The sequence below is a fragment of the Yersinia sp. 2540 StPb PI genome (assembly GCF_052217165.1).
In the GTDB taxonomy this organism is placed as follows: domain Bacteria; phylum Pseudomonadota; class Gammaproteobacteria; order Enterobacterales; family Enterobacteriaceae; genus Yersinia; species Yersinia enterocolitica_E.
This window is the reverse complement of the sequence record NZ_JAZGQC010000001.1, coordinates 4369495-4382739: the sequence shown is the minus strand read 5'-3', so window position 1 is coordinate 4382739 and position 13245 is coordinate 4369495. Positions and strand designations below refer to the sequence as shown.

Here is a 13245-nt window from a genome sequence, read left to right as displayed (position 1 = left end):
CACTGGGTTGTTGCACCTTTAAGTGCCAGATTTTAAGAAGGAATACTGTGTGTCGAAATTGCGGGTTGGTGTGATTTTTGGTGGTAAATCGGCTGAGCATGAAGTGTCGTTGCAGTCGGCCAAAAACATCGTAGAGGCGATTGATAAGGAAAAGTTTGATGTCACGCTACTGGGTATTGATAAACAGGGGAAATGGCATGTTAACGATGCATCCAGCTATTTGTTAAATGCAGAGAATCCAGCGCTGATTTCCCTGAATCACTCAAACAGAAATGTAGCGTTGATTCCCGGTCAAGAGCGCCAGCAACTGATTGCGGCGGATAATGCCACAGCATTGGCGCAACTGGATGTTATTTTCCCGATAGTACACGGTACATTAGGCGAAGATGGTTCTTTGCAAGGCTTGCTGCGCATGGCCAATATCCCCTTCGTTGGATCCAGCGTGCTGGGATCTGCGGTCAGCATGGATAAAGATCTCACCAAGCGGTTACTGCGTGATGCCGGGTTGAATATTGCCCCCTTTATTACGCTGACACGGACAAATAAAGATAATTACAGTTTTGAGCAGATAACGGCAAAACTTGGCTTACCTTTATTTATCAAACCGGCAAATCAAGGCTCCTCGGTTGGGGTGAGTAAAGTACGCAATGCGGCTGAATACCAGCAGGCTGTTACGCTCGCGTTTGATTTTGACCATAAGGTATTAGTTGAATCAGCTATTGTTGGGCGCGAGATTGAATGTGCGGTACTGGGTAATGATAACCCTCGAGCTAGCCTGTGTGGTGAAGTGATCGTCAGTGATGAATTTTACTCCTACGATACCAAGTATATTAATGAAACCGGTGCTCAGGTGGTTATCCCTGCAGTGATAGACAGTGCAGCCAGCGACAATATTCGCGCAGTAGCATTAGCCGCGTTTCGTACGCTTGAATGCCGTGGTCTGGCACGGGTAGATGTCTTTTTAACACCAGAAAATACCGTTATTATAAATGAAATCAATACACTACCTGGTTTCACTAATATCAGTATGTACCCCAAACTCTGGCGCGCCACGGGTGTCGGCTCTACAGAGTTGATCACAACACTGATTGAACTGGCGTTAGAACGGCATCAGCAAGATAAGTCATTGAAGAGTTCTATTTTTAGCGACCACTAAATGAAGATTGTGGTTGAACCCAGCGGTTGCCTGAAGGCAGCCGTTGCGTTTGGTGATCAGTTAGATCTGCGCGGCAAACGGGTGGTGTGATTCTTTCGAGAGGTAATGTGGATTTAGGCGGTCTAGCCAGCTTTATCGGCGGGACTTGCTGATATATATGAGAGGGCTGAGTAAACAGATAGCAGGCTAGCCTGCGATAAGCAATCTGAGGCGGGTTGAGGATTAGGATAATCTTGAATTTTTCCGATTTAACTGTATACTTATACAGTGGTTTGGTTGGAGAAAGATAACATGCGTAAGATTATTCATGTCGATATGGATTGTTTCTTCGCGGCAGTGGAAATGCGCGACGATCCCAGTTTGCGTGATATTCCCATCGCGATTGGCGGTAGCCGCGATCGGCGTGGAGTGATCAGTACGGCCAATTACCCTGCCAGACGTTATGGTGTTCGTAGTGCTATGCCAACGGCGATGGCACTTAAACTCTGCCCACAGCTTAAAGTTATTCCTGGCAGAATGGCGGCTTATAAAGAGGCGTCGCTGCATATCCGTGAAATTTTCGCTCGCTATACCCCGCTGATTGAGCCGCTCTCGCTGGATGAGGCCTATCTGGATGTTTCTGATTGCTCCGCATGCAGTGGTTCTGCCACTTTAATTGCTCAGGAAATCCGTCAAGCCATTTCTGATGAACTGAGCCTGACCGCTTCCGCCGGTATTGCCCCGATAAAGTTTCTGGCCAAAATTGCGTCAGATCTGAACAAACCAAATGGTCAATATGTCATCACACCTAATCAGATTCAGCCTTTCCTGCATGATTTGCCGCTGAGTAAGATCCCTGGCGTGGGGAAAGTGACCGCTAAACGTTTACAAGAACTCGGGTTGGTTACTTGCGGCGAGGTACAAAATTATCCGCAGGCTGAGCTATTAAAGCGTTTTGGCAAATTCGGTCATGTGTTGTGGGAGCGTAGCCACGGTATTGATGAGCGTGAAATATCCCCAGACAGATTGCGTAAATCGGTCGGTGTTGAAAGAACGCTGGCGGAAGATATTCATGACTGGGAAAGTTGTGAGGCATTGATTGAACAGCTTTATATTGAGCTGGAAACTCGATTACGCAAAGTGAGGCCGGATCTGCATATTGCGCGTCAGGGTATTAAATTGAAATTTCATGATTTTCAACAAACTACGCAGGAGCATGTCTGGCCGGAACTGAATAAGACTGATCTGCTACAAGTGGCGCGCACTGCATGGAATGAACGGCGAGCCGGGCGGGGAGTTCGCTTGGTAGGGCTACATGTCACTTTACTGGATCCACAACTTGAGCGGCAATTATTGCTTAGTTGGGAATAGTATATGCAATAAAAAACGGCGGGTCGAAGCACCGCCGTTATCATATAAAGATCAATCAGATTTGTTTATGCCCGTTCTGGAATGGCTTTTAGCAGGGCGGTCAGTAACTGCCAATATTGACCAACGCTTTCGATATGAACTTGTTCATCCGGTGAATGTGGGCCGGTCATGGTTGGCCCAATCGACACCATATCCATATCCGGGTAAGGTTTTTTGAATAAACCACACTCCAGACCTGCGTGGATAACCATAATGTTCGGCGTTTTGTTGAACAGTTGTTGGTAGGTTTCCCGCACCAATGCCATGACAGGAGAGGTTGGGTCCGGCTGCCAGCCAGGGTAACCGCCTTTCGGTAGCGTTTGTGCACCAGCCAACTGACCAATTGCCGTCAGCATGCTCACCACGTAATCTTTGCCGCTGTCGATCAGGGAGCGAACCAGACAGATGATTTCTGCTTCGTTCTCATTCATGGTAACCACACCGACATTCAGTGAGGTCTCAACCACGCCTTTAACGGCATCGCTCATGCGAATTACACCGTTTGGTGTGGCATTCAGCAGTGCCACTAAACGCTGTTGTGTGTCTTTAGTCAGCGCTTTTGTCTCAGTGGATACCGGTTCGAGCAGGAGTGCCAGATTTTTTTCCACCGCCGCCAGCTCGTTTTTCAACGTTGCCAGATACGCCTGACTAAGGCTTTTCAATTGATCGACTTTATCTGCACTAACCGCCAGGAAAACCGAACCCTCACGCGGGATAGCATTACGCAATGTACCGCCATTAAGATCCAATACGCGCAGATCCAGATCTTTTGCATGTTCAAACAGGAAGCGGGCCAGCAGCTTGTTGGCATTGCCTAAACCTAAATGGATATCCGCACCGGAGTGACCACCTTTAAGGCCTTTTAAGGTCAGTTTCAGGGTTTGGAACCCAGCAGGAACGGCTTCGCGCTTCAGGGCCAGAGTGGTGATAAAATCAATACCACCAGCGCAACCCATATAGATTTCACCTTCCTGTTCAGAATCGGTATTAATCAGAATATCGGCTTTCAACCAATTAGGTTGCAGGCCGAAGGCACCATCCATACCGGCTTCTTCGGTCATGGTCAGTAACACTTCCAGTGGGCCATGTTCAACGCTGTCATCAGACAATACGGCCAGCGCAGAAGCCATACCAATGCCGTTATCCGCACCCAATGTGGTGCCACGGGCTTTAACCCATTCACCGTCGATATATGGTTGGATAGGATCTTTGGTAAAGTCATGTACCGTATCATTATTCTTCTGCGGCACCATATCCAGATGGGCTTGCAGCGCAACTGGCTTACGGTTCTCCATCCCTTTGGTAGCAGGCTTACGCAGCAAGATATTACCGACCATGTCACGCTCAGCGTGCAGACCTTTTTCTTTGGCCCACGTCATAATGTGCTGCGCCAGTGCTTCTTCATGGTAAGACGGATGGGGGATTGAGCAGATTTTTGCGAAAATATCCCACAACGGCTGAGGCGAAAGTTGAGACAGTTCAGACACTGTAAGTCTCCTGTAACAGCATGCTCATATCGGCAACCTCAGGATGAAGATGTCAGAGATGCTATCGGGTTGATGACTAAAGATTTTAAGGGTAGTGACAAACCGCCATCGGAATGGCGAGATGGTTTGAGAATATCACTTTCATCGGCATTACGCGCGTTTCGCCGCACAATTACCGCATTAGACCCGATTAATTAACCTGATAATTGCTGGTTTTTATCCGGCTGGCTCACTATAATCTCGCGCAACCTTTTTTCCCCTTCTGATACATGGCAAGCCACTCCTTTACTGGCTGGGATTACACTTTATGAGCGAAAAATACGTCGTTACCTGGGATATGTTGCAAATTCACGCCCGCAAGCTGGCACAGCGTTTACTGCCAGCCGACCAATGGAAAGGGATTATTGCGGTAAGCCGTGGTGGTTTGGTGCCAGCGGGTATTCTGGCGCGTGAGCTGGGTATTCGTTATGTCGACACCGTTTGCATCGCCAGCTATAACCATGATAACCAAGGCGAGCTTAAAGTCCTGAAACGTGCTGAAGGTGACGGCGAAGGCTTTATTGTGATTGATGATTTGGTTGATACCGGCGGTACTGCGAAAGCTATCCGTGAGATGTATCCGAAAGCACACTTTGTTACTATTTTCGCCAAACCTGCTGGTCGCCCATTAGTTGATGATTATGTAGTTGATATTCCTCAGGGCACCTGGATTGAGCAGCCGTGGGATATGGCTGTAACCTTTGTTGCTCCTTTAAGCGGTAAGTAATTTAGTTGGCTTTAAACGCCTGGTCAGCTCCGGGCGTTTCATTTTCTCCGCAGTATGAGTACACTTGACTCCATCTGACCAGCCCTTATCGGGCCTGAATCACGGCTTATGGAGGCTATCGTTACCATGGCACAAGCCAACCTCTCTGAAATTCTGTTTAAACCAAAGTTCAAACATCCTGAAACCTCAACTCTCGTGCGGCATGCTCACTGCAACCATCCTATGACGGTACATTCTGCCTTGGACGGTGATACCACCAGCCATTGGTATCGGATGATCAACCGTTTGATATGGACCTGGCGCGGTGTTGATCCTCTTGAAATAGAAGAAGTGTTGTCACGCATTGCCTGTTCAAAGGCAGAACACAGCGATAACGAACTGCTAGATACCGTGGTGGGCTATCGCAATGGTAACTGGATTTATGAGTGGGCCCATCAGGGGATGCTGTGGCAGCAAAAAGCCATGGAAGAGGCCGACCCGATGAATGCGGGTCAATACTGGTTAAATGCGGCCAATTTATACAGCATTGCGGGTTACCCACATCTGAAAGGTGATGAGCTGGCCGAGCAAGTCGAGGTGTTATCAAACCGCGCCTATGAAGCCGCCGCTGAGCACCTGCCGTATAACCTGAAAGAGCTTAATTTCGCGATTTCAGATGGCGGTACGCTGGCGGGGTTCCTGCATATGCCGACTGTTGGCAGTGCGCCATTCCCAACGGTATTGATGTGCGGTGGGTTGGATACATTGCAAAGTGACTATCATCGCCTGTTCCGTGACTATCTGGCCCCGAAAGGGATAGCCATGTTAACGGTGGACATGCCATCGGTGGGGGCTTCGTCGCGTTGGAAGTTAACGCAGGACACCAGTTATCTGCATCAGCAAGTCTTGCAGGCATTGCCGGATATCCCTTGGGTTGATCATCAGCGAGTCAGTGTTTTCGGTTTCCGTTTCGGTGCCAACGTAGCGGTGCGCCTGGGGTATTTAGAGCCACAGCGGGTGCGTGCTGTGGCATGCCTTGGGCCGATTGTGCATCATCTTCTGTGTAACGCTGACAGCCAGCGCCAGGTGCCTGATATGTATATGGATGTTATGGCCAGCCGATTGGGAATGGCTGATGCGGCAGATGAAACGCTTAGAACAGAAATGAACCGCTATTCGCTGAAAACACAGGGGTTGCTGGGGCGGCGTTGCCAAACACCTATGTTGGCGGGCTACTGGGAAAATGATCCCTTCAGCCCAAAAGAAGAGGCGAAGTTAATCTGTTCTTCCTCGGCGGATGGCAAGCTATTACCTATATCATCAACGCCGCTGTACGACAATTTCCACCGTGCATTATTGCAAGCCAGTGAGTGGTTAGAAGATAAAATGCGTTAATGAGTTGCTAATTTTTAACAGTTTGCTAAAAAGGATCGTCTATATAAGGAGATTTAAGAATGACGTCGACCAGTGCTCATCCTAAAAGTAAGCTTATGAAACGTTTTGCCGCTTTAGGACCATATCTGCGTGAAGGGCAGTGCCAGAGTGACCATTTTTTCTTTGACTGTTTAGCTGTTTGCGTCAATGTGAAGCTTGCCCCCGAGAAACGTGAGTTTTGGGGCTGGTGGATAGAGTTGGAACCGGCAGAAGACCATTTTACCTACGTTTACCAGTTCGGCCTGTTTAATAAAGAAGGCAGTTGGAAAGCGGAAAAGATTAAAGATCCTGAAATACAAGAGAAACTGGAGACCACGCTGCGTGGTTTCCATAAACGCCTTGCTGAGATGTTGACTTCAATTGAAATGAGATTGGAGCCAGCGCAGCATTTTAGCGATCAGCCGATTAAGCTGTCCGCTTAGAAGTCTGTTTGTTAATGCCTAATTAAATAGAATATTCCCCCTTTAGCACAATAAAAGGGGGAATTTCTCATTCTGACTGTTGGCATTATGCCTCCCGCCTGCTACAAAGACCCATCCCCTTCGTACTTAGAGCCGCAGGGTTGTTAGCTAGGTTCATTCACTCGAGTCACATTTGTTCTTACATGAATAAGCTCATCGGGATGAGTTCGCTGGCAGCCATACTGCAACTCCAATTACTTTGGGTATATATTGTTTCTTTTATTCATCCCAATGGCAGAAAAATTATGAGTGGCAGCCAGACATTGGTTGTGAAATTGGGGACGAGTGTTCTGACCGGCGGTTCCCGTCGTCTTAACCGTGCCCATATTGTTGAACTGGTGCGCCAATGTGCCCAGCAACACGCAAAAGGTCATCGTATTGTTATTGTCACCTCCGGGGCGATTGCGGCCGGGCGTGAACACTTGGGTTATCCAGAATTGCCTGCCACTATTGCCTCAAAGCAACTGTTAGCCGCAGTCGGGCAAAGCCGGCTAATCCAGCTCTGGGAACAACTGTTTTCCATCTATGGCATCCATATCGGTCAGATGTTACTGACCCGTGCTGATTTGGAAGACAGAGAGCGTTTTCTCAATGCCCGTGACACCATGAATGCCTTGCTGGATAACCGCATCGTGCCGGTAATCAATGAGAATGATGCTGTCGCCACCGCTGAAATCAAAGTAGGCGATAACGATAATCTCTCGGCACTGGCGGCCATTCTTGCCGGTGCCGATAAGCTACTGTTACTGACCGATCAGGCGGGGTTATACACGGCTGATCCGCGTAACAATCCTGAAGCTGAGCTTATTCGCGAAGTGCATGGTATCGATGATGCTTTGCGCGGAGTTGCTGGCGATAGTGTCTCAGGCCTTGGCACTGGTGGTATGGCCACTAAACTGCAAGCAGCAGATGTTGCCTGCCGCGCCGGTATTGACGTGATTATTGCCGCGGGCAGTCAGTCCGGTGTTATTGCGAATGTGATTGATGGCACGCCGGTTGGTACCCGCTTCCATGCACTGGAAACCCCGTTGGAAAACCGTAAACGCTGGATTTTTGGTGCACCGCCAGCCGGTGAAATTACGGTCGATGATGGGGCTGTAGCCGCTATTATGGAGCGCGGCAGTTCGCTGCTGCCCAAAGGTATTCGCAGTGTTCAAGGGGATTTCTCCCGTGGTGAAGTGATCCGGATCCGCAATCTTGGCGGGCGGGATTTGGCCCATGGTGTATCACGCTATAACAGCGATGCGCTGCGCATGTTAGCGGGGCATCACTCGCAACAAATCAGTGAAATCCTCGGGTACGAATATGGCCCGGTGGCGGTTCATCGTGACGATATGATTGTCAGCTAAGGAGCGAGCATGAGCATGCTGGAACAGATGGGGAAAGCCGCCAAACAGGCTTCCTGGCAGTTGGCAATGTTGAGCACGGCAGAGAAAAATCAGGTGCTGGCAGTAATAGCTAACCTGTTGGAATCTGAAAGTCAGGCTATTTTGCATGCCAACGAGCAAGATATGCAGGCTGCACGTGACACGGGCATGAGTGAGGCGCTGCTCGATCGGCTGTTATTGACCCCGGCACGCTTAGCGGCTATTGCTAATGATGTGCGTCAGGTATGCCGCCTGAATGACCCTGTGGGCCGCGTTATTGATGGCAGCCTACTCGACAGTGGCTTAAAGCTGGAACGCCGCCGTGTGCCTCTGGGAGTGATTGGTGTCATTTATGAAGCGCGTCCTAACGTTACGATCGATGTCGCCAGCCTCTGCTTGAAAACCGGCAATGCCGTGATTTTGCGGGGTGGCAAAGAGACTCATCACACTAATCAGGCAACCGTGAAGGTTATCCAGCAGGCACTGGAACAGTGCGGCTTACCCGCGGCGGCAGTGCAGGCGATTGAAAGCCCTGATCGGGAATTGGTAAATCAGTTACTGCGTATGGATCGCTATGTCGATATGTTGATTCCACGGGGGGGGGCTGGTTTACATAAACTGTGCCGTGAGCAATCAACCATTCCGGTGATTACCGGTGGGATTGGGGTTTGCCATACCTTTGTGGATGAAAGTGCTGATTTTGAGAAAGCGTTATTAGTGATTGAAAACGCCAAAGTTCAGCGGCCAAGTGCGTGTAACTCATTGGAAACCTTGCTGGTTCATCAAGCCATTGCAGAGCGCTTCCTGCCTGTACTCAGTACCCGAATGCATGCCTTTGGCGTGACACTGCATGCCAGCCCGCAGGCGCTGCCGTATCTGACCGAAGGTAAGGCCAAGGTAGTGGCTGTTGAAGCTGCTGATTATGACGATGAATGGTTATCTCTGGATTTGAATGTGGAGATTGTGGCTAATATCAATGCTGCTATTGACCATATTCGCGAGCATGGCACCAGCCATTCTGATGCTATTCTGACCCGCTCACTCAGTAGCGCGGAACATTTTGTCCGTGCGGTGGATTCATCGGCAGTTTATGTCAATGCCAGCACCCGTTTCACCGATGGCGGCCAGTTTGGTTTAGGCGCTGAAGTGGCAGTAAGTACGCAAAAACTTCATGCCCGTGGCCCGATGGGGTTGGATGCATTGACAACTTATAAGTGGGTTGGCTATGGCGACGATTTAGTGCGTAGCTAATTTACACCAGACAGAACATATACAGTAAAACGACATCAGGCTGCTGCTGCTGTCGTTTTATTTTTTTCTCTGGTTAACCTCCCTGTGAAGCATCTGCCTTTAAGTGTGAAATAGATCATTATTTGATGTAACGCGTTTATGGCTATTCATCAATTTACCTCCCCAAAAATAGGCAACCAAACACTTGTTGGGTTGCTTCTGTGTGTATTGTTATCCTCTTGATTATCTATCTTTATTTTTAGTGGAATATCCTTCCTGTAAGAATATTACTATTTAAAACTTATTTTCCTATCGGAAGAACTTGAGTTACCTCACAGAAAATGTGCTGTAACTGCTTGAAAACACGCTTACGATCGTTCTCTCAACTTTGAAATAGAGTAATAAAATACGCTTTACTCTATTTAGTCAAAATAATAAAACAAGCACATGTTTAAAAACAAACAAGTGTCCATTATGACCAGCCGAGAAAAACAAATATTGCAGCTTCTGAGACGAGATCCATTGATCCCCCAGCAAGAAATTGCCGATATTCTAGGCATTAGTCGCTCGGGGGTGGCGGGTCACATTATGAATTTAATGCAAAAAGGTTATATCAAAGGAAAGGGATATATATTATCTGAGCACAGTTATGTGGTGGTGGTTGGCTCGGTAAATATGGATGTTTGTGGTTATGCAGCCAGTAAGCTCATTTATGAAGATTCCAACCCAGGGAAAATAAAATGCACCCCAGGCGGTGTTGGGCGAAATATTGCTGAAAATATTGCGCTATTAGGCAAAGAGTGCCATCTCATCTCGGTGGTGGGTGATGATTTTTATGGTGCGACCCTGATTGATGAGGCTAAACGCGCCGGTGTCAATGTCAGTAATTGCCACAGTTTGCACGGTGAAAATACCTCTACTTATGTTTCGTTACTCGATGATGGTGGCGAAATGTTGGTGGCGATTAATGATATGCGCATATTAGAAAAACTAACGCCGTCATTATTAGCAACCACCAAAGAGATAATTCAACACGCGGGAATATTAGTCGTCGACTGTAATTTAACCGAAGAAGCCCTCTCATGGATATTTACCAATGCCGGTAATGTTCCTGTATTCGTCGATACGGTTTCAGCATTCAAAGCACCCAGAATTAAAAACTGGTTATCCCATATTCACACGCTGAAACCTAATCGTCTGGAAGCAGAGATACTCAGTGGCATGAAAATTAACAGCCACGATGATATTCCGGTGGTGGCGCACTGGTTTCACCAACAAGGCGTCCAGCGCCTGGCATTAAGTATGGGAAAAGAGGGGGTTTATTTCAGTGAAATTGATGGCCAGGTTGGCTGGTCATTGCCACTGAATATCAACATTGTGAATGTTACCGGGGCCGGAGACGCGATGATGTCTGGTTTAGCAAGTTGCTGGCTGGATGACATGGAATTTGCTGAGAGTATCCGTTTTGCTCAAGGGTGCTCAGCATTAACGCTCTCTTCGGAACTGACTAATAACCCCAATCTGTCAAATGGCAGTGTTAAAAAACTATTGGAATTACAACCATGACAAATAACGCAATGGCACAATCTTATTTAGATATATCACCAGAGGTTGCACAGGCTTTGGCGCAAAATAAAGCCGTCGTCGCATTAGAATCTACCATTATTTCTCATGGGATGCCTTACCCACAAAATGTAGAAACAGCGTTACTGGTAGAGCAGAAAATTCGTGAGAATGGCGCTGTGCCTGCCACTATTGCCGTTATAAACGGCCGAATGAAAGCGGGCCTATCCCGTGACGAAATAGAATTGCTGGGCAAGGAAGGCCATAGCATTATGAAAGTCAGCCGCCGTGATTTGCCTTTTGTGATAGCAAATGGACAACATGGTGCCACAACCGTGGCTTCCACCATGATTATTGCACAAATGGCGAAGATTAAGGTTTTTGCGACCGGTGGTATTGGTGGTGTACACCGTGGTGCTGCCACCACATTTGATATTTCCGCCGATTTACAGGAGTTGGCGAAAACTAATGTCACGGTGGTTTGCGCCGGCGCTAAATCTATTTTGGACTTAGGTCTAACCATGGAATATCTGGAAACTAATGGGGTGCCAGTTATTGGTTATCAGACTCGGTCACTGCCCGCTTTTTTCTGTCGGACCAGCCCGTTTGAGGTCAGTATTACCTTAGACAGTGCTGAGCAAATTGCGGCAGCAATGAATGCCAAATGGAGTATCGGCCTGCGTGGAGGAATGGTTGTTGCCAACCCCATCCCACCACAATATGCTTTACCCGAAGAGATGATCAACGCTGCCATTAATCAGGCAGTAAAAGAATCAGAAGAGCAGGGGGTTATTGGTAAAGAAAGTACGCCATTCCTGTTGGCCAGAGTAGCTGAATTAACCGGTGGTGACAGTTTAAACGCTAACATACAGTTGGTATTTAATAATGCGCAGTTAGCTGCCAAAATTGCCTGCTCCTATCAGAGCATTATTTAATAAAGAACGGTAACACGCTTTAAATATTGTCCTTATTACAAAATACTTGCTCATATCTTTGAGGTGCCCTGACACATTTGTTGTCCGAGGGGCACCTTTTCGAGCATGAGCTATCTATATAGGAACTTCGAGGTACTTCGGGGGATTTATGGATTTATTGCGTAGTTTGGCGGGGATGTGCATTTTATTGTTTATCGCCTATGTTTTTTCAGTAAATAAAAGAAAGATAAGATTACGGACCGTTGGGGCTGCATTATTATTGCAAATAACATTGGGTGCAGTCATGCTCTATGTTCCTGCTGGAAAGTGGTTTATCTCTTCGATTGCTAATACAGTGAATAGGGTTATTTCATATAGTGACGCAGGTAGCGCATTTATTTTTGGTGGTTTAGTTAGCCCAAAAATGAATGAGTTATTTGATGGCGCCGGTTTTGTTTTTGCTTTTCATGTCTTGCCGGCCATTATTTTCATCACTTCATTAATTTCTATTCTTTATTATCTCGGCATTATGGGATGGCTAATTAATATTCTCGGTTCTATATTTCAAAAGTTACTCGGTATCAGTAAAGTAGAGTCATTTGCCGCTGTCACCACTATCTTCCTTGGTCAGAATGAGATCCCAGCGGTGGTTAAACCCTTTATTAATAAGATGAACAGTAATGAACTGTTTACCGTCATCTGTAGCGGTATGGCGTCCATTGCAGGTTCTATGTTGGTGGGCTATGCCGGGCTTGGGGTCCCGATTGAATATTTATTGGCTGCTTCGTTAATGGCTATCCCTGGCGGGATATTATTTGCGCGTATTATCAGCCCGGCGACAGAAGAGTCAAAAGTTGAATTCAACGAGATGACATTCAGTGACAAACGCCCTGCCAGTATTATTGAAGCGGCAGCCAGTGGCGCGATGCTGGGATTGAAAATTGCGGTTGGGGTTGCCACCGTCGTGATGGCGTTTGTTGCATTGATTGCGTTAATTAACGGCATTATTGGTGGTATTGGTGGCATCTTTGGTTTCGAACAGCTCAGTCTGGAAAGTATTCTTGGTTATGTGTTCTCGCCTCTGGCTTATATTATGGGCGTATCCTGGGAACATGCTTCACTGGCGGGTGGTTTTATCGGCCAGAAATTAGCCATTAATGAGTTCGTAGCCTATTTGAGTTTCTCTCCTTATCTGAAAGAAACCATAGCGACATTAGATGTAAAAACGATTGCAGTTATCTCTTTTGCGTTGTGTGGTTTTGCCAACTTTGGCTCAATTGCTGTCGTGGTGGGCGCTTTCAGTGCTGTTGCACCCGAAAGATCATCTGAAATTGCGCGCTTAGGATTCCGTGCACTGCTGGCGGCAACATTATCTAATCTGATGAGTGCCACAATCGCCGGGCTGTTTATTGGTTTGGGTAGTTTATTACCGGGCTAGGCTTATTGATATTTCTTCTGGTGCATTAATCTACTGATAAAAAGGATTAATGCACTAATCA

The 13245-nt window shown here is 47.4% G+C and carries 11 protein-coding genes; 10 read left to right on the top strand and 1 reads right to left on the bottom strand.

Translation table 11 applies throughout. From position 1 onward, the window contains the following. Positions 1-49 precede the first annotated feature (49 nt). Together ddlA and dinB are read left to right on the top strand one after the other, a co-directional pair. Positions 50-1156: a D-alanine--D-alanine ligase gene (gene ddlA, locus V1956_RS20580; protein ID WP_372558156.1), complete on the top strand. Its 1107-nt coding sequence runs from the start codon at positions 50-52 to the stop codon at positions 1154-1156. 291 nt (positions 1157-1447) lie between these two features. Beyond that, positions 1448-2506 (top strand): DNA polymerase IV, encoded by a 1059-nt coding sequence (dinB, locus tag V1956_RS20575; RefSeq protein ID WP_083160127.1) that lies wholly within the window; start codon positions 1448-1450, stop codon positions 2504-2506. A 65-nt stretch (positions 2507-2571) separates the two neighbouring features. On the opposite strand, the gene pepD is transcribed toward dinB, so the two are convergent. Beyond that, the gene (gene pepD / locus V1956_RS20570) at positions 2572-4032 is read right to left on the bottom strand and encodes a beta-Ala-His dipeptidase (protein ID WP_442825606.1); all 1461 of its coding nucleotides are present in this window, start codon (positions 4030-4032) and stop codon (positions 2572-2574) included. Positions 4033-4339: 307 nt separating this feature from the next. On the opposite strand from pepD, the gene gpt reads away from it, so the two are divergent. The 8 genes from gpt to V1956_RS20530 all read left to right on the top strand — a co-directional run bounded on the left by gpt (position 4340) and on the right by V1956_RS20530 (position 13184). Beyond that, a complete protein-coding gene (gene gpt / locus V1956_RS20565; RefSeq protein ID WP_083160123.1) occupies positions 4340-4798 on the top strand; it encodes a xanthine phosphoribosyltransferase in 459 nt (152 codons plus the stop codon). A 126-nt stretch (positions 4799-4924) separates the two neighbouring features. After that, entirely contained in the window at positions 4925-6172 is a 1248-nt protein-coding gene (frsA, locus tag V1956_RS20560; protein ID WP_372558158.1) for an esterase FrsA, read from the top strand. Positions 6173-6231: 59 nt separating this feature from the next. Next, positions 6232-6633: a sigma factor-binding protein Crl gene (gene crl / locus V1956_RS20555; protein ID WP_372558159.1), complete on the top strand. Its 402-nt coding sequence runs from the start codon at positions 6232-6234 to the stop codon at positions 6631-6633. 284 nt (positions 6634-6917) lie between these two features. Then, positions 6918-8021, top strand: coding sequence for a glutamate 5-kinase (gene proB / locus V1956_RS20550; RefSeq protein WP_083163836.1), 1104 nt, complete (start codon positions 6918-6920; stop codon positions 8019-8021). A gap of 15 nt (positions 8022-8036) precedes the next feature. Continuing rightward, positions 8037-9290 (top strand): glutamate-5-semialdehyde dehydrogenase, encoded by a 1254-nt coding sequence (proA, locus tag V1956_RS20545; RefSeq protein WP_372559837.1) that lies wholly within the window; start codon positions 8037-8039, stop codon positions 9288-9290. A 426-nt stretch (positions 9291-9716) separates the two neighbouring features. Next, complete coding sequence (locus tag V1956_RS20540) at positions 9717-10835, top strand: PfkB family carbohydrate kinase (protein ID WP_372568751.1); 1119 nt, start codon at positions 9717-9719, stop codon at positions 10833-10835. Next, complete coding sequence (locus tag V1956_RS20535) at positions 10832-11767, top strand: pseudouridine-5'-phosphate glycosidase (protein WP_372558161.1); 936 nt, start codon at positions 10832-10834, stop codon at positions 11765-11767. Before V1956_RS20540 ends, V1956_RS20535 begins: the two co-directional genes overlap by 4 nt. Positions 11768-11915: 148 nt before the next feature. After that, the gene (locus V1956_RS20530; protein WP_372558162.1) at positions 11916-13184 is read left to right on the top strand and encodes a NupC/NupG family nucleoside CNT transporter; all 1269 of its coding nucleotides are present in this window, start codon (positions 11916-11918) and stop codon (positions 13182-13184) included. Positions 13185-13245 lie beyond the last annotated feature (61 nt).